Below are 25,894 nucleotides of genomic sequence, written 5' to 3' on the forward strand. Positions count from 1 at the left end.
TTCCCCATACCCAGCGACGCACAGGAGGCGCCCCTCAGCCGTGAAACAGCATGCCCGAGAGTTCTTCCACCTTCCCCCCGCCCGCGGCCATCGCATCCCCGCACTCCGCGTCGCCGCAGGCATCGTCATCCCCCTGATCGCCCTCGTCCTCCTGGGCAGGGCGGATCTGACGATCTACGCGGTGTTCGGGGCGCTCACGGGCGTCTACGGGCGGATGGAGCCGCATTGGCTCAGGCTCAAGCACCAGACGTACGCAGGGATCCTCATGTGTGCCAGCGTGGCCGGCGGCGTCGCCCTCGCCGCGGCGCACGCGTCGGCGTGGGCCCTCACCGGGCTGGCCACGATCCTCGCCGGGGTGCTCTCGGTGGTCTCCGACCGCCTCAGCCTGCGCCCGAGCGGCCCGTTCTTCTATCTCTTCGCCTTCACCGCGAGCGCGTCCGTCCCGTTCGACGGCCAGCTCTGGGAGGCGGCCACGACGGCTGCGGCGAGCGTCGCCGTCGCGCTTCTCATCGGGTTCGCGGGTCGCCTGCGTGCGCACCGCCACCACCCCGACCGCGGACTGCTCGAGGACCCGCACGCCCCGTGGCCCAGAATGCTCCGGCACGCGGGCCGGTACGTTGCGGCCATGGGCCTCGCCGGTTCGCTCGCGACCGCGCTCGGGCTCGGCCACTCCTACTGGGCCATGATCGCGGCGGCGGCCCCGATCGCCGCGGCGGACGCCACGCGCGGGCTGGTCCGGGCCGTGCACCGCGTGGTGGGCACCTACGGCGGGGTGGCGCTCACCGCTGGCCTGCTCACGCTGCACTGGGCCGCGCTGCCCTTGGCGGTGCTCCTCGCGGGCCTGCAGTTCATCGGCGAGGTCTTCGTGGTCCGCCACTACAGCATCGCCCTCGTGTTCATGACGCCGGTTGCCCTCATGATGACCGGGTTCGTTGCAGCGAGCCCCTCCCAAGGGCTCGTGGCCGACCGTGCCGTGGAAACCACGATCGGCGCGGCCATTGCCTTCGCCGTCATCCTGCTCACCACCAGCAGACGTCGCAGCGGGGCCGCCGGTGCCCCCGCCTCCCCCGCGCGCGTGCTGGCTGAGCACGGTCCAAGAGCCTCTGACGCTGGCTGACTCGCCATGTGACGAGAACCGCGGGTGCTCAGCCAGCCGCCTTCACGAGGAAGTTCTTCAGCAGTGGACCCGAGACCGTAGCGCCGAGACCGCCCTCGTCGACGAACACCGCGACCGCGAGGTCGCCGTGCGTGCCGATGATCCACGCGTGGGTCTTGAGCGGAGTGTCCGAGCCGAACTCCGCCGTGCCCGTCTTGGCGCCCACCGGAGCGCCTGGCACGTCGGCGAGGAACCCCGCGTGGCCGCTCGTCACGACGGCACGCATCATGTCCTGCAGCGTCGCGGCCTCCGCGGCATTGAGCGGGGGGCCGGCCTGCGCCGTCGGGCTCGCGGACGCTGCGGGTGCGGACGACGCCGCACCGCCGGTCGCGCTGGAAGCAGCCCCCGCCGTCGTGCTCCCGGCAGACGCCGAGGCGGCCGGTGATGCTGTCCCGGACGGCGATGCGCCCGCCGTCGTGCCCGCCTGGCCGTTGAGCACGAGCTGCACCGAGACCGGCGAGCCCTTCGCAACGGAGCCTGCCATGATCGCGGCGGCGAGGGGGGAGAAGAGGATCTTGCCCTGGCCGATCATCGAGGCCGCGTGCTCGGTGCTGCCGGCGTCGCCGGGCACCGAGCCGAGGAACGCGGGGGCGCCGAGCCTCGGCGCGTCGACGGCCACGCCGAGAGAGGTTGCCGCCGATTCGAGCTGGGCCTGGGAGAGCTTGTCCCGCAGCGAGATGAAGGCGGTGTTGCACGAGTGCGCGTAGGCGTCGCGCAGTGTGATGTTGCCGAGCGACGACTCGGGGTATCCCGTGGCGTTCTGGAACGTCTTGCCGTCCACGACGAGCGTGGAGGTGCAGTCCACGCGGGTATCCACGGTGCCGCCTTGGCGGAGGAGCGCGAGGGAGTCTACGGTCTTGAAGATCGAGCCGGGCGCGTACTGGCCGAGCATCGCGGTGTTGTACCCGTTGCCGCCTGGGCCGGACACGACGGCGAGCAGGGCGCCGTCGGAGGGGCGCAGCGCGACGATCGCCGAGGCCGGAGTGACGCCCGCGAGCTCGTCTTCGGCGATCTGCTGGAGCTTGGGGTCGATGGTGGTCTTGAGTGGCGTGCCGGGGACGGGCGCCTTGTCGAAGAGCGTGCGACGGGCGGCCGGGTTCGCCTTGAGCTTCTCGGCCGTGAGGTCCGCGGGCTGGGCGTAGACGGTGACACCGTCGAGGCCGCGCAGCTGGGAATCGTACTGGGCCTGGAGGCCGCTCGAACCGGTCGTGTCGCCGCCCTGCACCGCCCCGCCGGAGTTCTTGACCTGTTCCGCCGTGGCCGCTCCGACGGCGCCGAGGACGGGCCGGGCGAACGTCCGCGTCGGGGCCAAGGGCATCGTGTCCTTGACAGTGATGGCGCCGGGTACCGCGGCGATCTGCTCGTCGGTGGGCGTCCTGCCGGCCTCGTCGCGGAGCGTGATCGCCTCGACGAATGCCTTCTCGCCGGCGCCCGCGACCTGCTTCGCGTACTCACCGGGATCGGTCTTCACCAGGTCCGCGAGCTTCGCCGCCGAGTCCGCCTGCTGATCCGCGGCGACCTTCGTCTTGTCGATGCCCACGCGCACCACGGGTCGCGCTGTGACGAGCTTCGCGTCCCCCGCGCCGAGGATGTCCGCGCGCGGCGACGCCTGCGTCGCGAGGGTGAGGACCTCGGTCTCGGCGAGGTGCGGCGCGAGGAGGTCCGGCTTCCACTGGGTGAGCCATCGGTCCCCGCTCCTGATGAGCTGCGCCGTCGTGGTGTACGTCCAGTCCTGCCCGCCGAGCTTCCAGTCGAAGTTCAGGGCGACGTCAGCCTTGTCGCCGTCGAGCTTCGGCTCCCCGGCGGTGACGGCGGGCTTGACCTCGCCGATGCCCTTGAGGGCGGCCTCGAGCTGCTGCTGCGCGGCCGCCGGCTCCTTGCCCTGCATCGGCACGCCGCTGACGTCGCGTGCAGCGAAGGCAGAGGCGAGCTGGCTGCCGGCCTGCTTCGCGGCAGCTTGGCGGCCGTCATCGCACGAGGTGAGTGCCGCGCCCATGATGGCGGCGGCAAGGACCAGAGAGACCACTCGGAATTTCCCCACGGGCACAGCCTATGCGGTCGCGGATGTGGGCTCGGACACAAGGACAGTGCATGTGCTCCCGCCCGGTTGATGAGTTCCAAGCCCCCGTATGCACGGTGTGTCGCCGCGCGGCGCGGAGGCAAGGCCTCAGAAGTGGGCTGGCCCGAGCCTCAAAGCCGCAGCTCGAGCAGCACAGTGTCCCGCCACGTCCCCGCTAGGCGGCCGTGGGCCATGAGCGCGATCCGCTCGCGGCGCCCGACCTCGCGGAACCCGAACCTGCGGTGCAGGGCGAGGCTCGCGGCGTTCTCGGGGAAGACCGTGGCCTGCACGGTCCAGATCCCGTGGGCTCGGGACTCGTCGAGCAGCGCACGCATGAGCAGGGTGCCGATGCCGCGGCCGCCGTCGGCCGGGTCCACGTATAGGGAGTGCTCGACGACGCCCCGGTACACCGCGCGCGCCGACACGCGGCCCGCTCCGGTCCAGCCGAGAACACGCCCCGCGCCGCCCGCGCCCTCGCCGGTGTCCTCCGCGACCAGGACGAACTCCTTGGCCGCCGCGAAGGCCTCCCACGTGGCTGGCGGCGCCGACTCGAAGGTCGCATCGCCAGCCTCGATCCCGGCCGCGTAGATGTCGCGGATGCGCGGCCAGTCCGCCGCCGTGGCCGGGCGGGTGGCGAGTGTGGATTCGGGTGGGCGGGTGGGCTGCATCGGTCCGGCGGGAGCGTCCATGGGGCGATGCTACGCGTCGGCCCATGGTCGCAGACCGGTCACCTACCGCGCCCGTTCCACCCGCTCCTCGTCCCACACGGGCCCGGTCGTCTCGCGGACCTTGCCGTCGGAGCCGAACACGAGGAACCGGTCGAAGGACCGCGCGAACCAGCGGTCGTGGGTCACGGCGAGGACGGTGCCCTCGAACGCGTCGATGGCCCGCTCGAGCGCCTCGCCCGAGTGCAGGTCGAGGTTGTCGGTGGGCTCGTCGAGGAGCAGGAGTGTGGCCCCCGAGAGCTGGAGCAGGAGGATCTGGAACCGGGCCTGCTGGCCGCCCGAGAGCGATTCGTACTTCTGTTCCGCCTGCCCGGCGAGCCCGTACCCGTCGAGGGCGCCTGCTGCGGCCTCGCGGGCCAGGCCGGAGCGGTGCTCGTCGCCCCGGTGCAGGATTTCGAGCAGCGTCCGGCCGGCGAGGTCGGGCCGCGAGTGGGTCTGGGCGAAGTACCCGGGCCGGATCCGGGCCCCCAGCTTGACGGTCCCCTCGTGTGGGACTGGCGCGATCACGACGTCGGAGACCGGCTGGTGCTCACGCTCCGGATCGGTCCCGCCGAGCGCGAGCAGCCGCAGGAAGTGGCTCTTCCCCGAACCGTTCGAGCCCAGCACGGCCACCCGGTCGCCGAACCAGATCTCGGCGTCGAACGGCTTCATGAGCCCGGTGAGCCCGAGCTTCTCGGCCACGATCGCGCGCTTTCCGGTCCGCCCGCCGCGCAGCCGCATGTGCACGTTCTGCTCCACGGGCAGCGCTTCCGGTGGCCCGGCGGCGAGGAACTTCTCGAGTCGGGTCTGGGCCGCGTGGTAGCGGTTGGCCATGTCGGAGCGGAAGGCGGCCTTCGTCTTGTACATGGTCACGAGCTCCTTGAGCTTCGCGTGCTCCTCGTCCCAGCGCTTGCGAAGCTCCTCGAAGCGGACGTTCCGCTCTGCGCGCGCCTCGACGTAGGATGCAAAGCCGCCGCCGTGGATCCACGCGCTCGCGCCGTTGATGCCCGGCTCGAGCGTCACGATGCGCTGGGCGGCGTTGTTGAGCAACTCGCGGTCGTGGCTGATGAAGAACACCGTCTTGCGGGACTCGTTGAGCTTCGCCTCGAGCCAGCGCTTGCCCGGGACGTCGAGGTAGTTGTCCGGCTCGTCGAGGAGCAGGAGGTCGTCGGGGCCCGCGAAGAGCGCCTCGAGCACGAGCCGCTTCTGCTCGCCGCCGGAGAGGGTCGACGCCGCGCGGTGCTGTGCCCGCTCGTACGGCATCCCGAGCGCGGCCATGGTGACCTCGTCCCAGACGGTCTCCCACTCATAGCCGCCGGCATCGCCCCATTCGGCGATCGCGTGCGCGTAGGCCATCTGGGTGGCCTCGCCGTCGTCTTCCATCATGGCCAGTTCGGCGGCGTCGAGCGCGCGGCCCGCAGTGGCGACGGACGACGGCGCGGCCCCCAGGAGGAGGTCCCGCACCGTCGATTCATCCCTGACCTGCCCGATGAACTGCCGCATGACACCCATCGAGCCGGACCGGCCCACCACGCCCTCGTCCGGGGTGAGATCCCCGGCGATGATCTTGAACAGCGTCGTCTTGCCCGTGCCGTTCGGCCCGATGAGGGCGGTCTTTGAGCCCTCTGGGACCTTGAACGTGACGCCGTTCAGGAGCGGGGTGCCGTCGGAGAGGACATAGTCAATGCCGGAGAGGTCGAGGTGGGCCACCCGTCAAGCGTAGTGGTTCACACACTCGCGGCTTCAGCGGCGGGTGCGTCGACCACGGCGGAGGGAGCGCCGTCGTCGTGCGGCGCGAGCCTCTTGACGAAGAGCGAGACGAGGATCGCCGCGAGGGACACCATGCCGCCGAGGATGAAGGCGCCGTGCGTGCCGTTGGCGAGCGCCTCGGCGACGCCCGTGCCGGCGGCAGCGGCGGCCGCGCCGACGCTCAGCGCGGTCACGAACAGGGCGGTGCCGGCCGCGCCGGCAAGCTGCTGCATCGTGTTGACGATCGCGCTGCCGTGGCCATAGAGCTCACGGGGCAGCGAGCCGAGGGAGACGGTCCTGAGCGGGGTCATGACCATGGCCATGCCGACGGAGAACAGCACGTGCATCGCAACGACCGCGGCGAGGGCGGTGCTCTCGCCCATCGTGGTGAACCACCACTGGCCTGCGGCCATGAGGACGGCGCCCGGGATCACGAGCGGGCGCGGGCCGATGCGGTCGTAGACGCGGCCGATGATCGGCGAGATGATGCCCTGGATGAGGCCACCCGGGAGCAGGAGCAGGCCCGTGGTGAGCACGCTGACCGCGAGGCCGTCCTGGAGGTAGATCGGCAGGACGACGACGGTCCCAAGCATCATGCCCATGGCCATCATGATGACGACGAGCGAGACCCGGAAGTTCTTCACGCGGAACGGGCGAAGGTCCAGGAGCGCCCCACCGCTCTCGCGGGTGAGTCGGCCCTGGCGGCGGATGAACACGGTGAGGGCCATGACGCCGACGACGAACGCGACCACGGGTGCCCAGCTGCCCTCGAAGAGGGTCTCGATGGTCGCGAGGCTGTACACGAGGCCGCCGAAGCCGAAGGCGGAAAGCACCACGGAGAGCGCGTCGAGGCGCGGTGACTGCGCCGCGTGGGGCATGCGGATCACGGAGACGCCGAGGATCCAGAGGATCACGATGAGAGGGAGCAAGAGGCCGAAGATCCAGCGCCAGTTGAGGCTGTGCATGACCACGCCGGCGAGGGTCGGGCCGATGGCCGGAGCGACGGAGATCACCACTGAGTTGAGGCCCATCACCGTGCCGCGGTGCGAGGGGGCGACCCAGTGGAGCGTCGTCGTCATCAGCAGCGGCAGGATGATCGCCGTGCCGAAGGCCTGGACGACGCGGGCCACGAGCATGACGCCGAACGTCGGGGCGAAGGCCGCGATGGCCGTGCCGGCGAGGAAGAAGAGGATCGCGGTGGCGAAGAGGCCGCGCGTGCTGAAGCGCTGGAGCAGGTAGCCGGTGGTCGGGATGACCACGGCCATGGTGAGCATGAAGCCCGTGGTGAGCCACTGGGCGGTGGCCGCGCTGACGGCGAAGTCGGTCATGAGCTGCGGGAGCGCAACGCTCAGCACGGTCTCGTTGAGGATCATCACGAGGGCCGCGAGGACCAGGACGGTGATGGCGACGGTGATCGAGCGGGTGGCGGGTGTCTTCTGGGCGGAAGCGGGCGGCGGGGCAGCAGACATTGAGGCCTTTCCAGGGGCAGGGTGGGATTTCACTCCACTATGGCACGTTGTGACAAGTTGTCGTAAGCTGACATGAACGTGAGCGTTCTCACGTCCCGCCCACCCGATCCAGCCGTGATACACAGGTGTCCATGCACGAGCCATCCCGCCCTGGCCTCCGCGAGCGACGCCGTCGCGACACCCAGCAGGACGTCCATGAGGCGGCGCTCGCCCTCTTCGAGGCCCAGGGCGTGCGCGGGACCACGGTCCAGCAGATCGCCGAGCGCGCAGGCATCTCATCGCGCACGTTCTTCCGCTATTTCTCCTCCAAGGAGCAGGCGGCCATCCCCGGCCAGCGACGCCTGCTCGAGGCGATCGAGGGGCACACGGTGTCCGAGCAGGCCCGGGCTGCAGGCCTCGGCGCCGTGCTGCGCGAGGTCGGGTCCGCCGTGGAGGCCGTGATCGCGGGCGAGGGCGGCCCGGACCTCGAGGACCACCGCCGCGTCACGCGCCTTCTCGCGAGCGAGCCCGACCTCGCGCTCCTCGCGGCGGCCCAGGAGCAGGAGCTCGTGGTGCGCCTGCGGGAGCGGCTCACCCCCCAGCTGCCCAACGCCGAACGCCTGGCCATCCGCGTTCTGGCCGAGGTCGCCGTGGTCCTGTGGAGGAGTTCGTGGGAAGAATGGGCCGAGACTGTGCGGGACGGGGACGCGCCGGACCCCCTCGAGGTCTTCCGCCGCTCGCGCGAGACCCTGCTCGCCGTCGTCGGCTCCGGGGACATCACCCAAGGGCTCAACCTGAGGAGAACGATGTGATCGAGATCCTGACCGCAGCCGAACTGGCCCAGGCGCGGGAGACGGGTGCGCTCGTCGCCGACATCCTGCAGACCCTCAAGCGTCGCAGCGCCCCCGGAGTCAACCTCCTGGACATCGACAGCTGGGCGCGAACCATGATTATCGAGGACGGGGCGATGTCCTGCTATGTGGATTATGAGCCGTCCTTCGGCCGGGGCGCGTTCGGGCACTACATCTGCACGTCCGTCAACGACGCCGTGCTCCACGGGCTGCCGCGCGACTACCTGCTGGCAGACGGCGACCTGCTGACGCTAGATCTCGCCGTCAGCAAGGGCGGTGTCGCCGCGGACTCTGCCATCAGCTTCATCGTGGGCGACTCACGGCCCCCCGAGAGCGTGGCTTTGATCGCCGCGACCGAACGCGCGCTGGACGCGGGCATCGCCGCGGCCCGCCCCGGGGCCCAGATCGGCGACATCTCCGCGGCCATCGGCTCGATCCTGAGCGAGGCGGGGTACCCGGTCAACACCCTGTTCGGGGGCCACGGCATCGGATCGACCATGCATCAGGACCCGCACATTCCGAACACCGGACGCCCCGGCCGCGGCTACCGGCTGCGCCCCGGGCTGCTGCTCGCCCTGGAGCCGTGGGTCATGGCGGACACCGCCGAGCTCGTCACCGATGCCGACGGGTGGACGCTCCGGAGCGCAACGGGCTGCCGGACGGCGCACAGCGAGCACACGATCGCCATCACGGAGGACGGGGCCGAGATCATCACCCTGCCGCGGCAGGCTCACGGCTGAGACCACCCGGCGTCCCCCACCCACGGAAGGGCGGCGTACGACGTCGGGTGCCCACCCGCCGTCGTACGCCGCCTTGCGCCGAGACCCGGCCCTACTCCGCCGTGCGCGTGGTGAACGGCAGCACGAGCCGGGACGGGTGCGTCGCGTCGCGGTACACCTTGTGGGTGACGGGCCGGCCCACGGGGAGGTGGAACGCGTCCGGGGGCAGGAGCGAGTTGTGCTCGTCCACGAGGGGCTCATCGTTGGAGAGCTCCACGGTGAGCCGATGCCCGGGCAGGAACGTGTTCGCGAACGGGTACAGCCGCACCACGTACTCCTCGATCTTCCCCGGCTCCACGGGCACGGTGCGCGTGTGCGGGTGGTACGGGCTGCCCTCGGTGGTGCGCTCGTCGAGCTCGCGGTGCGAGGCCTTGAGGTAGCCCGTGGTGATGAGCTGCCGCTTGCCGTTCGGGGCCGTGTCCCATAGGCGCAGGATGAAGTTCGTGTCGTCTTGGTCGATCTCGGCGAACAGGTGCGCGGCGCCGGTGCCCATCATCTCGGTGCGCTCGTCGAACACCTCTGTGGTCCAGGAGAGGACCTCGACCTTGTCCGTGACGGTGAGCGGGGCCTGGTAGAACCCGTCCGGTGCGGCGTGGGCGGTGCCCATGGGCTCGGGCTCGGCCGAGAGCTTGCGGCGCGGGCGGAGGTACAGCGGGCGGTACTCGATGTCCTTGGGCGGGAACGCGGTGCCGGTGACGTGCTCACGGGAGCCCTCGACGAACACCGAGACCGCGGGCTCGTCCATGATGCCGTTGTCGATGCCCTTGATCCAGTAGTCGTACCAGCGGAACATCTTCTCGTGCTCCTCGATGAAGGGGCGCGACTGCATGGGCGGGTACGGGCCGATGTCCAGCTTCTTGGGGCCCTTGAGGGTGTTGAACAGCTCGATCGTGCCGTCCAGCGTCCAGCCTCGGCCCTGGTCGAGCTGGAGGTAGACCGGGATGTCGATGTTCTTGGCGAGGTTGACCGGGTTGCGCTCCTCGTACCACTCGCCGTCGAGCTCGTTCATGACGATGTCGAACCACGCTTCGTGGTTCTTCGGGTAGTTCAGCGTGTGGACCAGGTTCGGCCACGCGGCCGCGTCCGGATCCGCGAGCCGCTCCGCGACGAGCTTCTTGATCTCCTCCGGCGAATGCTGCTCGAGCATGCGGGACTTCACCCGGTCCGTGAACGCCCACCCGGAGTCGCCGCCGCGGCCTTCGCGCGCGGCACGCGGCATGAACCACATGACGCCGCCGTGGTACGTGGTCTCGTAGAAGTCGTAGTGGCCGCCGGAGACGAAGATCGCCTTGAGGTGCGGGGGCCGCTCGGCCGCGGCGAGGATCTGCATGGACCCGAAGTAGGAGATGCCGATCATGCCCACGTTGCCGTCGCACCACGGCTGCTCGGCGACCCACTCGATGAAGTCGTAGGCGTCCTGGCCCAGAGATACGCCGCCGGCGTTGTAGTTGCCGATGTGCTCCCCGCCCGAATCGCCGGAGCCGCGCAGGTCCCCGATCACGTGGGCGTACCCCTCGCCGACCACCCGGGCGATGTCCCCGGCCTCGATGCAGCCGTCCCACATGGGGCTCGGCCGCCGCTGCGGCGGCATGGTCAGGGCGAGGGCCTGCAGCTCCTTGCCGTACGGGCTCAGCGCCACGAGCGCCGGCCGCGGCGCATCATCGGTGCCGTGGTACACGTCGAGCGCGAGCTCAACGCCGTCCCGCATCGGGGCGCGGAGGTGCTTGCGGACGGTGATGCTGTGGCCTCCCGCGTCGATGTTCTCGTACTCAGCCATGGATGGAATGCTCCTGGTTCTGAAGGGCACGGGTCAGGTAGCCGTCGAGGGTCGTGAAGAACGGGGACGGCTCGAGGGTCGGGTCGCCGTCGTACCCGAGCTCCCGGGCGACCCGCTCGAACGGCGAGTAGACCGACTCGGTCGGGACCACGCCGTCGTGCACATAGCGTTCGACGACGCCGCGGATGCGCGCCTCGAGCGCGAGGCTCTCCTCGAGCGCGCGGTGGGCCTGCGCGGCGTCGAGTTCGACGCCGAACGGCTCGCCGTCCGCGCCGCGGTAGGGGTGCCCGAGGTACAGGCGCTCGGGGCGCACCTCGTCCCGGAGGTGCTCAAGGCTCGAGCGGTAGGCGTCCGGGTCGGTGTAGCCGGGGAACCGGTTGGCCGCTCCGTGGATCTGGACGGCGTCGCCCACGAAAACGGCGTTCTGCCCGCTGAGATTCTGCGTGGCGAGGCGGTAGGCCACCGAGCCGGGGGTGTGGCCGGGCACGGGGTGCACCGAGAGGGTCACGTCCCCGCCGAGGGAGATGGTCTCGCCGCCGTGCACGAGGACGGTCGGCTCCATCTCGCCGGAGATAGCCGACGCCGCGGTCTGGGCCTGCTGCTGCACGCCGTCAGGGTTCTTGAGGTACTTCTGGCGACCCGCGGCGTACTCCTCGACGTGCCCGTCACGCGAGCGGAGCATGTGCGCGTCGGCCTCGTGGATCACGACCTTGGCGCGGCCTCCGGTGAGCTCCCAGAGGGCCTTCGCGCCACCGAGGTGGTCGATGTGCCCGTGGGTGAGGAAGATCCACTTGATCTCGTCGATGCTGCGGCCGAGCTGCTCGAGTGCGGGGATCATGCCCTCCCGGGGGGAGGAGGCGATGCCCGTGTCGACGATCGCCGGCTCGGGCGCATCGATGAAGTAGCTGTAGAGGCCGAATCGGCCCCACGGCGAGACGAGCGGGTGGACGGTGGCGGTGCCGTTCATCGTCCGCTCGCCTTCTCAGCCAAGGCGCCGGCGAGGAAGTCCCGGGTCTGGGCGAAGGCCGCGGCGTACTCCGGGATCCAGCCGAAGTTCGCCACGAAGCCGTGATTCGCGCCGCTATACCGCGTGACGGTCGCGTCGACGCCCACCTCCGCGAGGCGCCGGCCGTAGAGCTCGCCCTCGTCCCGCAGCGGGTCGAACTCCGCGGTGAGGATGAGGGCCGCCGGAAGGCCGGTAAGGTCCTCGCGTTTGATCGGGGAAACGAGCGGGTCGGCGGGATCGGCGCCGCTGTCGAGGTAGAACGCGTTGAACGGCTTCAGGCCCGCGGTCTCGAGACCGTAGCCCGTCGCATTCTCCCGCAGCGAGGCATAGCGGGCCTCGTCGAAGTCGAGGTCCAGAGACGGGTAGTAGAGGATCTGGTGGGTGATCCGGTCGAACCCGTCGTCGTGCGCCATGGCAGCGACGGCGGCGGCGAACGTGCCGCCGGAGCTGTCGCCGGCCACGGCGAGCGTGGTCCTGTCCCACGTGAGGTCCTCGCCGTGCTCGGCGACCCAGCGGACCACGCCGTAGCAGTCGGTCAGGCCTGCGGGGAAGGCGGCCTCCGGGGCCCTGCGGTACCCGACTGATATGACCTTGACGCCGGTCTCCTTGGCCAGCGCACGGGCCACGTGGTCGTGGGTGTCGAGGCTTCCGAGGAAGAACGCGCCGCCGTGAAAGTACACGATGACCCCATACGAGTCGGCCTCGGCGGGCGTGTAGATCCGGACCGGGACGTCGCCCGACGGCGTGGCGGCGACGGCGTCGTCGACCGCGTGCAGCGGGAGGCGGTCGTCGGGGGCGGGGACGTGCGACTCCTCGTCGGCACGGAGCACGGCAGGGTCGATCGGGCCCGGCGGCGGGGCGGGGAGACTGGCGACGATACGGGCGATCTCCGGATGCAGCGCCATGGGCTCAGGCCTCGACGGTCTCGGCCGGTGCCGACTGCTGCTGGGACTCGGGCTTCTGGCCGGGGAAGACGGAGTTGACCTCGTCTTCGCTCCAGCCCTGGCGCGAGATGCGCTGCAGCTCGTCGGTGACCGGCTTGCGGGTGGCCTGGTACTGCGCGAGCGCCTCCTTGACCGTGTCGGCCTCGGCGAGGGCGTCGGCGAGGGCACCAGCGTCGAGGATCGCGGAGTTGGCGCCCTGCCCCTGGTGGTGGAGCATCGAGTGGGCGGCGTCGCCGACGAGGACCACGGAGTCGGAGTGCCAGACGTCGACGGGGTCGATGTCGTAGACCGCGCGGACATTCACAGTGTCCATGTCGAGCTCGCGGGTGATGTCCACGATGCGCTGGTCGAAGCCCTCGACGGTCTTGAGGAGGTCCTCCTTCGTGATGGACGGCGCCCACGTGCTCTCCGGGTTCAGGACCGTGATGTCGAAGGAGACCTGATTGCGGTGGCGCAGCGGCAGGAAGTAGACCTTCGTGCCGTGGCCGATGTACATGCGCAGGTTGTCATCGATGGTCAGGCCGTGCGTGGCGTCGGAGTCGATGACGGCGCGGTAGGCGTGCTCGCCGGAGAAGACCGGGCCCTTGTCGCTGAAGAGCTGCTCGCGCACCACGGACTTGATGCCGTCGGCGCCGACCACGAGGTCGGCCTCGACGACGGCGCCGTTGGTGAAGGTCAGGACGGACTTGTCCCTGTCATTGCCTTCGGCGGCCTCGATCTTCTCGAGCTTGTGGCCCAGCTTGACCATGCCTTCGGGGAGCACGCCGATGAGGGCCTCGATGAAGTCGCCGCGGTGGATGAGGTGCGTGGGGCCGTACTTCTCGATCTCGGGCCAGGAGTCCTTCATGATCGGCTCGCCGGTGGCGGTCAGGATCTCGAAGTAGTCGCTCGGGGAGGAGACGGCGGCGATCGCGTCACGGATCCCCCACTCGCGGAAGCGCTCCATGGAGTTGGGGCGGAGGCCGATGCCGGCGCCGACCTCGCGGGTCTGGCCGGCCTGCTCGTAGACGGTGACGTTCGCGCCCAGCAGGCTCAGGGCCTTGGCCGAGGCGGCTCCGGCGTAGCCGGCCCCGATGATGGCGATGTTCAGGTTCTTCAGCATTGAAGAGTTCATGGCTGGGTCTCTTTCTGGGAAGTCAGTTCTTGATGCTCAGGAAGTCGGCGGGGCTCTCGACGAAGATCTTGGTGATGGTCTCCTCGTCGACGCCGGCCTTGCGCAGGTCGGGGATGAGCTGCTCGAAGATGTAGTTCACGGTGTGGCCCTTGACGCCGGGCCAGCCCAGCGGGCTGCAGTTCGCGTCGGCAGAGGCGAGGACCTGGTCGGCGTGGCCGCCCTGGACGAAGCGCAGGAAGTGCTCGAGCCGCTTGTTGCGCGGCCGGGCCCAGAAGGGCGGGTCGGGCAGCTCGGTCTCGTAGCCGAACGTGTCGAAGCCGAGGCGGCCGCCCTGCTCGACGATCCAGGTGTCCTGGGTCTTCTCCGCATTGACGCCGTCGTCCACGTGGCCGAAGAGCACGCGGTCCAGCGGCAGGCCCTCCTCGCGGAAGATCGCGATGGCGGGTTCGGCGTCGATCGCGAGGTGGGTCAGGATCGGTACGCCGGTCTGCACGGCGGCGCGGGCGGCGGCGCGGTAGATGCGCTTGTCCAGTTCGGTCATGCGCCCGCCGCGGCTCACGCCGACCTTGATGACGCCGGCTTTGGCCCCCGTGGCGCCGATGCCCACGGTGATCTCGTGGATGAACTGGGCCGCGAGGTACTCGACGGGCGCGTTCGCGAAGTGCGGCAGCGCCGTGTCGCCGCCCACGAACCCGGTGCACGCGACGATGTGCACGCCGGTCTTGGCGGAGAGGGACTTGTAGTAGTCCACGTCGCGGCCGTTGCAGATGCCGGTCGCGTCCACGAACGTCCCGCCGCCGTTCTCATGGAAGGCGCGCAGCTTCGGCACCGTCTCCTCGTACCGCTGCTCGGGGGTTTTCCACCACGTCGTGTCCAGCTCGGAGCCCGGCATGCCGTAGCCGATGTGCTCGTGGATGGCCACGAGGCCGAGTTCTTCCGCGGGGATGGTTCCCAGGACCGTGTTCACCTTGGACATGGGGTCACGCAGCCTTTGCGATCGAGAGGGCCAGGAGGTTGCGCGGGTTGTCCACGAGGATGCGCTGGGCGTCCTCGTCGGCCAGGCCCTGCGCCGCCAGGAGGGGCATGAAGGCTGAGAGGAGGTAGCTGAACGGCACGTCCGAATCCGGCTGGCCCTTCGCGACGCCGATCGCGTTGGACGAGAGCAGGATCCGGTCCGCGTGCCCCTCCCTGACGAGCTCGAGCACCGCGGCAACCCGCTCGGCGTCGGTGAGGTGGTCGGCGTCGTCGTCCAGGCCCACATGGTCGAACGCGACGAAGGCGCCCCGACGGGCGACCTCCAGCGGCGCGCCCGCAGCGACCGCATCCTTGCGGTCGAGACCGCCGACGACGACGCGGGCGGCCGGGAGCTCCTCGTCCAGGACGACCTCGAGCTCGGCGACGGCATCCTTGCCGTAGCGGATCGAGAGCGGGACCCCCGTGGCGAGGGCGGTCCGGGCCGCGCCGCGGAACAGGCTCTCGTCCGTGGGCGTCATGCCCGCGCGGGTGGCAGCGGTGGCCACCAGCCCAGCGGCGCCGCGCCGCTCGACGCGCGGCACCACCATGCCCTCCGTGACCTCCTTGGTGAAGAGGACAGCGAACTTCTCGGCCGGCCACGGCGTGGGCGGATTGGTCTGCGGCGTGAGGAAGTAGCCCCCGAGCATCTCCTCCGGGCCCATGCCCGTCGAGGCGACGATGTGCACGCCGGTGCTGCGCGAGAGCGCTTCGAGGAGCAGGACGTCGCGGCCGTGGAACATGCCCGTGCTGTCAACGATGGCCGTTCCGCCGTGCTCGCGGAAGTCCGCGAGCTTGGCCGCCAGGGCCTCGAAGATCTCGGCGCGGTCCATCGTGACGTCGAACGCGTACTCGGCGCCCGGGACCACCGAGAGCAGCGCCTCGTGGACCGCGACCACCCCCAGCTCGTCGGCGGGGATCGGGCCCAGAACAGTATTGACGGACGTGCCGGAGCGCGGCTCGTCCGTGTGGATATCGCCGAGGGCGATGGCTGTGGGGTGACTCAAGGCCTCTCCTTTGGAGCTTGGGGACGGGGGCTTGGCGAAGGGGAAACACCCGGCGAGAGCCCGGCGTACTGTGCCTAGCATCACACTCTCTTTACATGATGTCAAGAAACTTTCCATCGCGTTTCTATCGTCACGTCCGCGAATCATGCATCACGTTGTGACTCTTGACACTATGTAAAGATACAGGCAAACTGTGATGCAGCACACCCCTCTTCCTCACTTGGAAACGAAGGAGTTTCATCGATGAGTCAGGTCAGCACGACGCCGGGCGGAGGCTCGGCACGTGCCACGTTCGTGGCCGCCTACAGCGCAGTCACCCTCGCCCAGATCACCAACGCCCTGCCCGGCGCCCTCAACGGCACGTTCGCCAACGACTTCCATACGTCGGGTGCGGGCCTGACTTGGATCGCGGGCATGTTCATGATGGGCATCGTCGTCTTCGAGCTCAGCTGGGGGCTCCTCGGCGACCTGTTCGGACGGAAGAAGCTCATCTACGCGGGGGCCGTGGCCACCGCCGTCGGCTCTGTCCTCGCCGCGCTCGCGCCGACCACCGGGATGATGATCTTCGCCCAGGCGATCGGCGGCATCGGCGCCGGCATCCTCTTCCCCATCTCGCTGTCGATGATCGCCGCCATCACACCGGATCACCGGGCGCGAGCGCGGGCCATCGCCACGTGGGCGGGCTTCCTCTCGCTCGGCGCAGTCATCTCCCCCGTCCTCGCGGGCCTCACCGCGCAGATCTTCACGGTTCCCAGCGCGGCCGGAGCTCCGGGAGGCGCTACGGCCGTGTTTCACGGCTGGCGCGTCGCCTACTACGTCGCGGCCGCACTCGCCGTCGTCGTCCTCGTCGTTGCGGTCCGCGCCACTGACTCCGCCGCCCCCCAGGGACGGAAGCTCGACCTCCCGGGGCAGTCCACCCTCGCGCTCGGCCTCATCGCCGTCCTCTTCGCGACGGTCCAGGCTGTCGATGCGGGCTTCGGCTCGCCCGAGGTCATCGCGAGCTACGTCGTGGGCGGCATCCTGCTCGTCCTCTTCGTGGTCATCGAGTCGCGGACCCGCCAGCCGCTCATCCACCTCTCGCTGTTCAAGAACAGCGCCTACTCGATCACCGGAATCGTCGCTGTCACCGGCATGTTCGCGTTCCTCGCGATCGCCTTCAGCACCAGCGTCGCCGTCGGCGGGCTCGCGCTGGCAGACACCTGGAAGGTGGGCGTGCTGTTCGTCTTCATCCAGGGTCCCGCCTTCCTCCTGATCCCCGTGGTGGGGTGGCTCATCCACCACGTTGCGCCGCGCTGGGCGCTCACCGCCGGCTTCGCCTTCATGGCCTTGTCCGGCTACTGGCTCTCCACGTTCTCCCTCGGCGTCCCGGAGCAGTTCGGCGGCACCCCGTGGACGGCCTTCATCCTTCCCCTCCTGTTCCTCGGCATCGGCTTCGCACTCACGATCGGTTCCATCACCGCCGTCGCGATCAACACCGTCCAGCCGAAGGACATCGGCATGGCCTCGGCCACGACGAACCTCCTGCGCGACCTCGGGTTCGCCCTCGGTCCGGTGATCGGCTCCGCCATCGCGTTCAGCATCGGCGCGTCGGTCTTCGCGGGCCCCCTCGCCGGCATCCTCAACGGGGCCGGGCTGCCCGCGGACGCCGTCGCCGGGCTGTCCCAGATACCGCCGCTCGGATTCCTCTCGGGCTGGGATGGCGTCATCGCGCAGTTCTCAGGTCAAGCGCTTGCCGGGGGCGCGCCCCAGCAGGCAGTCAGCGGCATGGTCGGCGCCCTCGGCGCAGTCCAGCACCAGATCCAAGGTGTAGCCGGCACATCGCTGGGCCAGGGCTTCCAGATGGTGTACCTCGTGGCCGCCGTCGCGGCGACGATCTCCGCCCTCCTGACCCTCTTCATCTCCGGGCGCTCGACGGCACCCTCCGCTGATGCGATCGCAGAGACCACCGAGGCCAACGCCGAGGCTGCGGCCGATGCGGCCGCCGTGACCTGCAGGGACTGACCGGCCCTCGACGCCCCCAGACCAATTCCAACTTCCCACAGAGAGCACCACCAATGAGCACTCCACTCGAATCAGACATCGACATCTGGTCCGACGAGATCGTCGTCGACCCCTACCCCGCCTACGCCGAACTGCGCGAGCAGGCCGGCGTGGTCCACCTCCCCAAGAACGACCTCTACGTCCTCACCCGCTATGACGTCATCCGCGACGCCCTCGGTGATCCGGCGACGTTCTCGTCGACCACGCTCGGCTTCAACCCGATGGTCAACGAGGCGCTGCAGGGGACCTCGCTCGCATCCGACCCGCCGATGCACACGCAGCTGCGGGCCACGCTGTCGGAGAACCTCACACCGCGCGCACTTCGTGGGCTCAAGGTCGTCATCGACGAGAAGGCAGAGAAGCTCGTCGCCGAACTCGTCGCCGCGGGCAGCTTCGAAGCCATCGACTCGCTCGCACGGGCCTTCCCGCTCGAGATCGTCGCCGACCTCATCGGCTTCAGCGGGCACGTCAAGGACAACATGCTGCGTTGGGGCCAGGCCGCCATGCAGGTGCTCGGCCCGATGAACCAGCGCACGCAGGAGAGCTTCCCCATCGCGGGCGAGCTCTACGGCTGGTGCTCCTCCGTCAAGGCCGAGGACCTCACTCCGGGCTCGATCGGCCGGGGCATCTTCGACGCCGAGGCCCGCGGCGACATCCCCGAGGGCACGGCCGGCCACATCATCCACCAGTACCTCGGCGCCGGCGTGGATACGACTATCGCCTCTATCGGGAACATCGTGGCCCTCTTCGGTCGCCACCCCGAGCAGCTCGAGATCGTCTGCGAGAACCCGGACCTCGTGCCTGCGGCCTTCGCCGAGGTGCTGCGCTACTGGGTGCCGATCCACATCTGGGGCCGCACCACGACCCGCGAGGTCGAGATCGACGGCTACACCGTCCCGAAGGGCGCCCAGATCGGACTCCTCATCGGCGCGGGCAACCGCGACCCGCGCCACTACGAGAACCCGGACACCTTCGATGTCCGACGCAACCCGACCGACCACCTCTCGTTCGGCTACGGCCCGCACGGGTGCGCCGGCCAGGGCCTCGCACGGCTCGAAGGACACGCGATCGTCAGCGCGCTGGCCCGCCAGGTCCAGTCGATCACGATCTCGGAGCCGGTCCGGGTCCCGAGCAACATGACCCGCAGCATTGAGTCCCTCCGCGTCCTCGAGGTGGTCGCAGCATGAGCGGCCGGATCGAACTCGACCGCCCCCGCTGCGAGGGCCACGGCCTCTGCGAGGAGGCCGCACCCCGGCTCATGCACCTCGACGACGACGGCGATCTGGTGATCGATGTGGAGGAGGTCGACGGCGCGGATCTCGAGGCCGCCAAGGCGGCCGTCCGCGTATGTCCAGTCGCCGCCCTCCGCCTGGTCTCGGCATGACGGCACCTCTCCGGCGCATCGTCGTCGTCGGCAACGGCATCGCCGGGCTCACCGCCTGCGACTCGCTACGCTCCGGCGGGTTCGACGGCGAGCTAACGGTCGTCGGCGCCGAAACGCACCACCCGTACAGCCGCCCGGCTCTGTCGAAGGCGCTCCTGCACGGCGATGATGACCTGAACGCGCACCAGCTGCCCGAGCCGACGCACGAGGCATCGGTGCTGCTCGGCGTCGGTGCCGCCGGTCTGGACGTCGAGGCGCGCGTCGTCAAGCTCGACGACGGCGGCGAGGTTCCGTACGACGGCCTGGTCATCGCGTCGGGCTCGCGGGCGCGGCGCCTCGCTCCCGAGGCCGGCCGGTCCCCTGACGGGGCCGGAGCGCAGGACGTCACCCTCCGCACGATCGAGGATGCGATCCTGCTCAAGCAGCGCGTCGAGTCCCGGCCCTCCGTCGTCGTCGTCGTCGGCGGCGGGCCCCTCGGCATGGAGGTCGCCTCCGGCTGCCTTCACGCCGGCTGCGAGGTCACGCTCGTCACGGACGGCCAGCCTCTCGCGCGCCAGCTCGGAGGCTACCTGTCCGAGGTCTTCACCTCTGCAGCCGCGCGGCGCGGGCTCCGGTTCGTCCAGGGCGGCACGGCCCGTCTGGCCGGATCCGGCGCGGACGCGCGGGTGGCCCTCGCCGACGGAACGGTGCTGGAGGCGGACCTGATCGTCGCGGCGGTGGGAGATGAGCCGAACACGGGCTGGCTCGCGGGCTCCGGGATCCTTGCCGGGGACGGCTCGCTGCGCGTCGACTCGCGGGGCCGCGTCCGCCCCGACATCGTGGCGGCCGGGGACGTGGCGCACTTCCCGACCCGGCGGGGCATGGGCCGCGTGCCGCTGTGGACGAGCGCGATCGATCAGGCCAAGTCCGCGGCGGCGGGCCTGCTCGAGGGCGACTCGGCACCCGAGTTCGACTTCGAGCCATACTTCTGGACCGAAGCCTTCGGCCTTTCTCTCAAGGCGGTCGGCTTCACGCCGATGGTCGGCGTCCCGGACTACCTCGAAGAGGGCGCCGCTGCCGAATCGAAGCTGCTGCGATGGCAGCACGGGGACGGGTCCGGGACGGCCGCGGCGATCAACTACCGGATCGCCATCCCGAAGCTGCGGCGCCTGGCCGGTTCCGGCCCGGAGGCGCTCGCGCGCCCATCGCTCACCGCACTCCAGCATTAGGATCAATCCATGCCTTCATTGCGGGAAGCCCAGAAGCAGCTGACTCGCGACAGGATCGTGCAGCGGGCCCTCGAGCTGTTCGTCGAGAAGGGGTACTCCGCGACGACGATCGACGAGATCGCCGCCGCGGCGGGCACCACGCGGGTCACGTTCTACGCCTATTACCCGTCCCGCACGGACCTCATGAAGGACTTCATGGCGCGTGTCAACGAGATGCTCGACCGCGCCTACGGACCCAACAGCGCCTCGACGGCGGCAGAGCTCGTGGACGTGGTCCACGAGGGCGCGCTCGAGGGGGTCCTCGCGTGGCTCGAGTCCCGCGCCGCGCTGTGGCCGGTGTTCCGTCCGTACCTCGACGTCCTCGACGAGGCCGCCGCCGTCGATGCCGAGGTGCGGGACATGGTCGAGTCCTGGCACGAGGAGGTCATCTCGGACATCGTCCGGGGGATGGATCTGGCGGGCCGCTTCCAGGAGGAGACCCGCCACATCCGCGGGACGCTGGCCTTCACACAGCTCGACTACGTCGCGACGCTGTGGACCCGGCGCAAGTACGAGCCGAACCGCGAACATGCGATCGAGGTGCTCGCCGACAGCTGGTACCACCTGCTCTGCGACGAACCCCGGCCGATCGAGGGCCCGTAGGCCTAGGTCAGCCCTCCATCCGCCGCTTCGTCCTCGCTGTCGCCACCGCGCTCCACGGGTCCTCGGGCCACGGGTGCTTGGGGTAGCGCCCGCGCATCTCGGCGCGCACCTGGGCGTACGGCCCCGACCAGAACGACGCGAGGTCGCCTGTGATGGCCAGCGGGCGACCAGCCGGGGAGAGCAGCTGGAAGACAACGGGCACCCGCCCGTCCACGAGCCGGGGCGTCTCGGCCCAGCCGAAGCACTCCTGGAGCTTCACGGCGACCACCGGCCGAGGGCTTGAAGCTGCGGGTACGTCGTCGGCCACCGTCGAGCCCGAACCGTCGGGAACTGCCGGGTACTCGATCCGGACCCGGGATCCGCTGGGCACCTCGAGCCGCTCGGGCGCGAGTTCGTCGAAACGCGCCGCCTCGGGCCAGGGCAGGAGCCGCCGCAGGGGTTGGGAGAGGTTCACGGATCGAACTGACGCGCCGCCAGCCAGCGCGTCGAGCTCGGGGGCGAGCCAGTCCTCGAGCCGGGACAGCAGACCGGTCTCCGTCACGTCCGGCCACGGGTCGCCCAGCTCGCGGCGCACGAGGGCGAGCCGACGGCGCAGCGCGTCCGCGGCGTCGGACCAGCCGATCATCCCGAGCCCCTCCGCCGCGAGCGCACGCACGACGGCGCCGTGCCCTTCCTCGCGCGTCGGCCTCACCGGGGTCGACACGAGGACAATCGCGCCGAGCCGCCGTTCCCGCCTCGCCGCGACCCTGCCGTTCTCGAATCGGGCCTCGACCCTGTCGGTGAGCAGGTGCGCCGCGGCGCGCTCGGCCGCTTGCTGGCTGATCGGAGCGGCCGCACGCACGACGGCGCCGGTCCCCGCGGCGTCCCGGCCCGCCGCCCGCGCGGCGTCGGCAACGGCGAGCCATTCGTGACCCGCGAGCGAGCTGCCCGCCGGCAGGCCGGCCCGCGTGCCAGAGGCCAGAAGGTACTGCTCGCGGCCCCCACCGGAGCCCGCGACGCGGCGAGCCACGAAGCTGGGGAACGCCAGCGCGATCACCGTCCCCACCCCCGATGCGGGGTCACCTCCCACCGATGCGGAGTCACCTCCCACCGATGCGGAGTCACCTTTCGCGGATGAGGAGTCACCTTTCGCGGATGAGGAGTCGCCTCCCACCGATGCGGGGTCACCACCCGCGGATGCGGGGTCACCCGCGCGAGGCCTCGTCCCGCGCCGGGCTACCTGGCTAGAGATCTCCCGGGCGAGGCGCTCGAAGCGCCCCACCTCCTGCGCCCAGGCCCTCGCCTGCGGGTCCGGGCCTGACCGCAGCGACCCGAGCAGCCGGCCCAGGTCGGCACCGGGAGGCCGGAGATCTCGGGCCACCATCGCCACGGCCTCGGCGGCCAGCCTTGGGCTGACGAGCGCGGCGCCGTCGAGCAGCGCCCGCCCAAGCCGGGGGTCGGCAGGAATGCGCGCAAGGGTCCTGCCCAGTTCGGTCGCATGGCCCAGATGATCGATCGCACCGATGGCGGAGAGCACGGCGAGGGCGTCCGCCAGCGCTGCCCGCGGCGGCGGATCCGGCAGCGCGAGCCCCTCCCCGCCCGGCGCGCCCCAGCATGCAAGCACCAGCGCGGCCTCGGTCAGGTCCGCGGAGGCGATCTCGGGCGTCGAATGGGCGGGAGCGGCGGCATACGCGCGTTCGTCGTAGCACCGCACCACGCGTCCAGGTCCTTGGCGTGCCGCGCGTCCGGCGCGCTGCTCGGCCGAGGCCCGCGAACACGAGACCGTCACCAGGCCCGACATCCCGCGCGACGCATCGCGCCGAGGCTCCCGAGAGAGCCCCGAGTCGACCACGAGGCGCACGCCCGGGACCGTCAGGGAGGATTCCGCGAGAGCCGTCGAGACGACGATTCGGGGCAGATCCCCGGGCGCACGGCCCGACACGGCCCGGTCCTGTTCGGCGGCCGGCGCCTGGCCGTGCAGCTCGAGGACCTCGACCCCGGCTCCGCGGACCAGCCCCTGCAGTCGCTGAGCCACCACATTGACCTCGCGCGCGCCGGGCACGAACACGAGTGCGTCGATATCGCGCCCCGCGGAGAGCGCCGCGGCGTGCTCGGCAAATGCCACGTCCGCGACATGGTCGAGGAACGCGCGCGTCACCCCACGCTCATCGAGCCTTGGAGCGGACGACGGCGCCCACCCCACCTCGAGCGGGTACAGCGCCGACGGCGAGTCGACCACGGGAGCCGGGCCGCCGCCGTCGTGCGTGCCGGGCTCGTCCGCGAGGAGGGCCGCGAACCGCGGGGCGTCGACGGTAGCGGACATCGCGACGACCGTGAGATCCGCGCGCAGCTGCCGCACCTCGGCGAGCATCCCGACGAGGAGGTCGGTCTCGAGGCCGCGCTCGTGGACCTCGTCGAGGACCACGGCGGCGGTGCCCTCGAGCCCGGGATCCGCGAGGAGGCGGCGCAGGAGGATGCCCGGGGTCACGAACTCGACGACCGTCCCGGGACCGGCCTTCCGCTCGCCGCGGACCGTGTACCCAACGCGGCCGCCCACGGCCGTGCCATCGAGCGCGGCCAGTCGGCGGGCGGCCGCCCGCACGGCGACCCGCCGGGGCTGCGTGACGACGACACGCGGCGCGGCGACGACACGCGGCGCGGCCGCGCGGTCGTCTGCCCACCTAGCGAAGGCGAGATTCGCCACGAGCGGCGGGACGAGGGTCGTCTTGCCCGTGCCGGGAGGGGCCTGCACGACGGCGGCCGGCCCGGGCCCCGCCGCCAGCACGCCTTCGAGCGCGGGGAGCGAGCCGGCGAACGTCAGGCCGCGGCCGATCCGGTCGAGGTCGAAGGGCTGACGCGCGGAGGTCACCGGTCCATTGTGCCGGGATCCGCAACGGTCGCTACGCGCCTCAGCCCGACTTCCCGCCCTGGACCCGGCCACGGGGCTCATCCGGCTATGAGCCGAACCGGGCTGGAGCGCACCCTCGGACGGAAACCCCGCCTACTTCCGGATGATCCGGCGCCGCCGCGCCTCGGCGATCGCAGCGGTCCGGTTGTCCACGCCGAGCTTCGCGTAGATGTGCACGAGGTGCGTCTTGACGGTCGCCTCGGAGATGAAGAGCGTCCTGGCGAGCTGCCGGTTGCTCGCGCCGCCGGCGAGCCGCTCGAGGAGCTCGAGCTCGCGGTCCGAGAGGGCGTCCTCGGCCCGGGTCCGCTCAATTCGCGCCTCGACCCCGGGCGCGAGCACTCGGGACCCGGCGGCGGCCGCGAGGACTGCCCTGCGGATGTCCTCGGGTGGTGCGTCCTTGAGCATGTATCCGGCGGCCCCGGCCGCAAGGGCGGCGCGGATGTCCGCGTCGGTGTCGTAGGTCGTGAGGATGAGGACCGGCGGCGCGGCGTCGAGCGCACGCATCATTCCGGTGGCCGTGACGCCGTCCATGCCGGCCATCTGGAGATCCATGAGCACCAAGTCGATCGGCTCGCCGAGCGTGCGGGCCTTCTCGAGCTCGGCGAGGGCGGCCGCGCCGTCGGACGCCTCGGCACCGACCTCGACCTCCTCGAAATCCGAGAGCATCGCGCGCAGCCCCGCGCGCACCACGGGGTGGTCGTCGACCAGCAGCACCCGGATCATGCGTCCCCTTGTCCTGTGCCCGCCGCTCCGAAGACTCCTCCGCCAGGCGCCGGAAGCCGCACCGCCACGACCGTTCCCTCGCCCGGAGCCGATTCGATCGCGAGGGTTCCGCCGATCCCCTCGACGCGCTCGCGCAGCCCACGCAGCCCGTACCCGGTCCCGTCGGGGCGCGGCGCCTCGGGCAGCGCGGCCGGGTCGAACCCGGCGCCGTCGTCGAACACGTCGAGCATCACCTCGCCGTCGAGGTAGGCCAGGCTCACGACGGCGGTGCGCGCCGCCGCGTGCGCCCACACGTTCGCGAGGCTCGCCTGGGCAGCCCGCAGGAGCACCTCCTCCGCTGCGGTGGTGAGCGGGCGAGGCTCTCCGTCGAGGTCGAAGCGGCACTCGAGCCCGTTGCCGCGGGCGGACGACTCGGCGGCAGTGCGGACGCAGAGCCCGCGCAGCGCGTCCGGGAGCCGGCCCCGGGGGTTGAGCGGAGTCGAAACCCCGGGGCCGGCGTCGCCCCGCTCCCCGGCCGCAGGCGCGAGCGCCGGCGAGGAGAGCCCCCGGACAAACGCCCGCGCCTCCGCGAGGGAGTCGGCGGCGGTGGCCTGCACGATCCCGAGCCGCTCGCGCGCGGCGGGTGCATCGCCCTCGTCGAGGGCCTTGGCCACAGACCGGCCCATGAGCACGATCGAGGAGAAGCCCTGCGCGAGCGTGTCGTGGATCTCTCGCGCGAGCCGCTCCCGCTCGGCCAGGACACCTGCGCGGTGCTGGCTCTCGGCGAGTGCCGCCCGGGTGCGGCGCAGCTCGTCGGCGGCGGCGCGCTGCGCCTCGGCCTCCGTATAGAGCGCGCGGTACGCGAACGAGGTCACGACGGCGAACGCAGCGCCGAACAGCGGCCCGAGCAGTGTCGCGGGGGCGATGGGGCCGCCTCCGCCGTGCCGCCAGAGGGCCAGGACCACGAGCTCGGCGGTGACGACCACCGCGATGACGCCCCACCACCGCGCAAGCAGATGCAGCTGCAGGAAGAAGAGCGCGAACGCAACCCAGGCGAATTCGGCGCTGGACGCCACGAGCACGAGCCACAGCCCGCAGACCACCCCGAGCCACGGCAGCACGTACCGCGCGGGATCGAAGGTCGCCCCCTGGGCGTGCCGCTTCTCGGCCACGGTCCCCGCGAGGTAGACGGCCGCGAGGAGCGCCGCGGCGGGAAGCACGACGCCGAGAGGTGCTGGCGCGCGCATGGCACCGTCCGTCGTCGTGCCCGCCAGCGACGGGGAGGGAAGCACGGATCGGACCGTCCCCACCAGGAGGAGGGCCGCGAAGCCTACGTGAAGGGCGACGCGCAACCAGCGCAGGACCTGCTCGGTGCTCGTCGTCGTGGCGTCCACAGCGTTCGCGGCCATGTCCCCGGACTCTGGCA

Annotated in this window: 21 protein-coding genes; 8 read left to right on the top strand and 13 right to left on the bottom strand. The window is 71.0% G+C overall.

The genetic code is table 11. The annotated features are described in order from the left end of the window. Positions 1-40 precede the first annotated feature (40 nt). Positions 41-1,117, top strand: coding sequence for an FUSC family protein (locus AB5L97_RS19520; RefSeq protein ID WP_369045952.1), 1,077 nt, complete (start codon positions 41-43; stop codon positions 1,115-1,117). Positions 1,118-1,145: 28 nt separating this feature from the next. On the opposite strand, the gene AB5L97_RS19525 is transcribed toward AB5L97_RS19520, so the two are convergent. The 4 genes from AB5L97_RS19525 to AB5L97_RS19540 form a co-directional block, all read right to left on the bottom strand. After that, positions 1,146-3,197, bottom strand: a complete 2,052-nt coding sequence (locus tag AB5L97_RS19525) for a penicillin-binding transpeptidase domain-containing protein (RefSeq protein WP_369045953.1) — start codon at positions 3,195-3,197, stop codon at positions 1,146-1,148. A 149-nt stretch (positions 3,198-3,346) separates the two neighbouring features. After that, the gene (locus tag AB5L97_RS19530) at positions 3,347-3,904 is read right to left on the bottom strand and encodes a GNAT family N-acetyltransferase (RefSeq protein WP_369045954.1); all 558 of its coding nucleotides are present in this window, start codon (positions 3,902-3,904) and stop codon (positions 3,347-3,349) included. Between the two features lie 42 nt (positions 3,905-3,946). Further along, the gene (locus AB5L97_RS19535; RefSeq protein WP_369045955.1) at positions 3,947-5,629 is read right to left on the bottom strand and encodes an ABC-F family ATP-binding cassette domain-containing protein; all 1,683 of its coding nucleotides are present in this window, start codon (positions 5,627-5,629) and stop codon (positions 3,947-3,949) included. Between the two features lie 17 nt (positions 5,630-5,646). Further along, complete coding sequence (locus tag AB5L97_RS19540; protein ID WP_369045956.1) at positions 5,647-7,137, bottom strand: MDR family MFS transporter; 1,491 nt, start codon at positions 7,135-7,137, stop codon at positions 5,647-5,649. Positions 7,138-7,268: 131 nt separating this feature from the next. On the opposite strand from AB5L97_RS19540, the gene AB5L97_RS19545 reads away from it, so the two are divergent. Together AB5L97_RS19545 and map are read left to right on the top strand one after the other, a co-directional pair. Further along, positions 7,269-7,928 (top strand): TetR/AcrR family transcriptional regulator, encoded by a 660-nt coding sequence (locus AB5L97_RS19545; RefSeq protein WP_369045957.1) that lies wholly within the window; start codon positions 7,269-7,271, stop codon positions 7,926-7,928. After that, positions 7,925-8,707 (top strand): type I methionyl aminopeptidase, encoded by a 783-nt coding sequence (map, locus tag AB5L97_RS19550; RefSeq protein WP_369045958.1) that lies wholly within the window; start codon positions 7,925-7,927, stop codon positions 8,705-8,707. Before AB5L97_RS19545 ends, map begins: the two co-directional genes overlap by 4 nt. Positions 8,708-8,798: 91 nt before the next feature. Here map and AB5L97_RS19555 read toward each other — a convergent pair whose 3' ends face one another. From AB5L97_RS19555 to AB5L97_RS19580, 6 genes are read right to left on the bottom strand one after another with little or no spacing between them, the layout of a single operon-like run. Beyond that, complete coding sequence (locus AB5L97_RS19555; protein ID WP_369045959.1) at positions 8,799-10,523, bottom strand: CocE/NonD family hydrolase; 1,725 nt, start codon at positions 10,521-10,523, stop codon at positions 8,799-8,801. Next, positions 10,516-11,490: an MBL fold metallo-hydrolase gene (locus tag AB5L97_RS19560; protein WP_369045960.1), complete on the bottom strand. Its 975-nt coding sequence runs from the start codon at positions 11,488-11,490 to the stop codon at positions 10,516-10,518. The genes AB5L97_RS19555 and AB5L97_RS19560 overlap by 8 nt, the downstream gene beginning before the upstream one ends. Next, positions 11,487-12,434 carry an alpha/beta hydrolase gene (locus AB5L97_RS19565; protein ID WP_369045961.1) on the bottom strand — a complete coding sequence of 316 codons (948 nt, stop codon included), beginning with the start codon at positions 12,432-12,434 and terminating at the stop codon, positions 11,487-11,489. Before AB5L97_RS19565 ends, AB5L97_RS19560 begins: the two co-directional genes overlap by 4 nt. A 4-nt stretch (positions 12,435-12,438) precedes the next feature. Further along, positions 12,439-13,587 (bottom strand): FAD-dependent oxidoreductase, encoded by a 1,149-nt coding sequence (locus tag AB5L97_RS19570; RefSeq protein WP_369045962.1) that lies wholly within the window; start codon positions 13,585-13,587, stop codon positions 12,439-12,441. Positions 13,588-13,609: 22 nt separating this feature from the next. Beyond that, entirely contained in the window at positions 13,610-14,563 is a 954-nt protein-coding gene (locus AB5L97_RS19575) for a phosphotriesterase family protein (RefSeq protein ID WP_369045963.1), read from the bottom strand. Between the two features lie 4 nt (positions 14,564-14,567). After that, the gene (locus tag AB5L97_RS19580; RefSeq protein WP_369045964.1) at positions 14,568-15,605 is read right to left on the bottom strand and encodes a phosphotriesterase; all 1,038 of its coding nucleotides are present in this window, start codon (positions 15,603-15,605) and stop codon (positions 14,568-14,570) included. Positions 15,606-15,848: 243 nt separating this feature from the next. Here AB5L97_RS19580 and AB5L97_RS19585 point away from each other — a divergent pair, with 243 nt between their 5' ends. The 5 genes from AB5L97_RS19585 to AB5L97_RS19605 are packed head-to-tail and all read left to right on the top strand — an operon-like array spanning position 15,849 to position 20,879. Further along, complete coding sequence (locus AB5L97_RS19585; protein ID WP_369045965.1) at positions 15,849-17,606, top strand: MFS transporter; 1,758 nt, start codon at positions 15,849-15,851, stop codon at positions 17,604-17,606. A 53-nt stretch (positions 17,607-17,659) separates the two neighbouring features. Beyond that, a complete protein-coding gene (locus AB5L97_RS19590; RefSeq protein WP_369045966.1) occupies positions 17,660-18,832 on the top strand; it encodes a cytochrome P450 in 1,173 nt (390 codons plus the stop codon). Next, positions 18,829-19,029: a ferredoxin gene (locus AB5L97_RS19595; RefSeq protein WP_369045967.1), complete on the top strand. Its 201-nt coding sequence runs from the start codon at positions 18,829-18,831 to the stop codon at positions 19,027-19,029. Before AB5L97_RS19590 ends, AB5L97_RS19595 begins: the two co-directional genes overlap by 4 nt. Then, positions 19,026-20,237: an NAD(P)/FAD-dependent oxidoreductase gene (locus AB5L97_RS19600; protein ID WP_369045968.1), complete on the top strand. Its 1,212-nt coding sequence runs from the start codon at positions 19,026-19,028 to the stop codon at positions 20,235-20,237. The genes AB5L97_RS19595 and AB5L97_RS19600 overlap by 4 nt, the downstream gene beginning before the upstream one ends. Before the next feature lie 9 nt (positions 20,238-20,246). Further along, a complete protein-coding gene (locus AB5L97_RS19605; protein ID WP_369045969.1) occupies positions 20,247-20,879 on the top strand; it encodes a TetR/AcrR family transcriptional regulator in 633 nt (210 codons plus the stop codon). A 7-nt stretch (positions 20,880-20,886) separates the two neighbouring features. On the opposite strand, the gene AB5L97_RS19610 is transcribed toward AB5L97_RS19605, so the two are convergent. From AB5L97_RS19610 to AB5L97_RS19620, 3 genes are read right to left on the bottom strand one after another with little or no spacing between them, the layout of a single operon-like run. Beyond that, positions 20,887-23,808 (bottom strand): ATP-dependent RNA helicase, encoded by a 2,922-nt coding sequence (locus tag AB5L97_RS19610; protein WP_423246809.1) that lies wholly within the window; start codon positions 23,806-23,808, stop codon positions 20,887-20,889. A gap of 51 nt (positions 23,809-23,859) precedes the next feature. Next, positions 23,860-24,489: a response regulator gene (locus AB5L97_RS19615; RefSeq protein ID WP_369045971.1), complete on the bottom strand. Its 630-nt coding sequence runs from the start codon at positions 24,487-24,489 to the stop codon at positions 23,860-23,862. Next, positions 24,486-25,877: a sensor histidine kinase gene (locus AB5L97_RS19620; protein ID WP_369045972.1), complete on the bottom strand. Its 1,392-nt coding sequence runs from the start codon at positions 25,875-25,877 to the stop codon at positions 24,486-24,488. Before AB5L97_RS19620 ends, AB5L97_RS19615 begins: the two co-directional genes overlap by 4 nt. Positions 25,878-25,894: the final 17 nt, after the last annotated feature.

Source organism: Sinomonas sp. P10A9 (genome assembly GCF_041022165.1).
Classification (GTDB): Bacteria; Actinomycetota; Actinomycetes; order Actinomycetales; family Micrococcaceae; genus Sinomonas; species Sinomonas puerhi.

Excerpts from the sequence above, each read along its gene's own strand:
- AB5L97_RS19600 (WP_369045968.1), top strand. The coding sequence starts at position 19,026 with ATGACGGCACCTCTCCGGCGCATCGTCGTCGTCGGCAACGGCATCGCC.
- AB5L97_RS19530 (WP_369045954.1), bottom strand. The coding sequence starts at position 3,904 with ATGGACGCTCCCGCCGGACCGATGCAGCCCACCCGCCCACCCGAATCC.
- AB5L97_RS19540 (WP_369045956.1), bottom strand. The coding sequence starts at position 7,137 with ATGTCTGCTGCCCCGCCGCCCGCTTCCGCCCAGAAGACACCCGCCACC.
- AB5L97_RS19570 (WP_369045962.1), bottom strand. The coding sequence starts at position 13,587 with ATGAACTCTTCAATGCTGAAGAACCTGAACATCGCCATCATCGGGGCC.
- AB5L97_RS19605 (WP_369045969.1), top strand. The coding sequence starts at position 20,247 with ATGCCTTCATTGCGGGAAGCCCAGAAGCAGCTGACTCGCGACAGGATC.
- AB5L97_RS19575 (WP_369045963.1), bottom strand. The coding sequence starts at position 14,563 with ATGTCCAAGGTGAACACGGTCCTGGGAACCATCCCCGCGGAAGAACTC.
- AB5L97_RS19610 (WP_423246809.1), bottom strand. The coding sequence starts at position 23,808 with ATGAGCCCCGTGGCCGGGTCCAGGGCGGGAAGTCGGGCTGAGGCGCGT.
- AB5L97_RS19620 (WP_369045972.1), bottom strand. The coding sequence starts at position 25,877 with ATGGCCGCGAACGCTGTGGACGCCACGACGACGAGCACCGAGCAGGTC.
- AB5L97_RS19585 (WP_369045965.1), top strand. The coding sequence starts at position 15,849 with ATGAGTCAGGTCAGCACGACGCCGGGCGGAGGCTCGGCACGTGCCACG.
- AB5L97_RS19555 (WP_369045959.1), bottom strand. The coding sequence starts at position 10,523 with ATGGCTGAGTACGAGAACATCGACGCGGGAGGCCACAGCATCACCGTC.
- AB5L97_RS19565 (WP_369045961.1), bottom strand. The coding sequence starts at position 12,434 with ATGGCGCTGCATCCGGAGATCGCCCGTATCGTCGCCAGTCTCCCCGCC.
- AB5L97_RS19560 (WP_369045960.1), bottom strand. The coding sequence starts at position 11,490 with ATGAACGGCACCGCCACCGTCCACCCGCTCGTCTCGCCGTGGGGCCGA.
- AB5L97_RS19590 (WP_369045966.1), top strand. The coding sequence starts at position 17,660 with ATGAGCACTCCACTCGAATCAGACATCGACATCTGGTCCGACGAGATC.
- AB5L97_RS19615 (WP_369045971.1), bottom strand. The coding sequence starts at position 24,489 with ATGATCCGGGTGCTGCTGGTCGACGACCACCCCGTGGTGCGCGCGGGG.
- AB5L97_RS19545 (WP_369045957.1), top strand. The coding sequence starts at position 7,269 with ATGCACGAGCCATCCCGCCCTGGCCTCCGCGAGCGACGCCGTCGCGAC.
- AB5L97_RS19595 (WP_369045967.1), top strand. The coding sequence starts at position 18,829 with ATGAGCGGCCGGATCGAACTCGACCGCCCCCGCTGCGAGGGCCACGGC.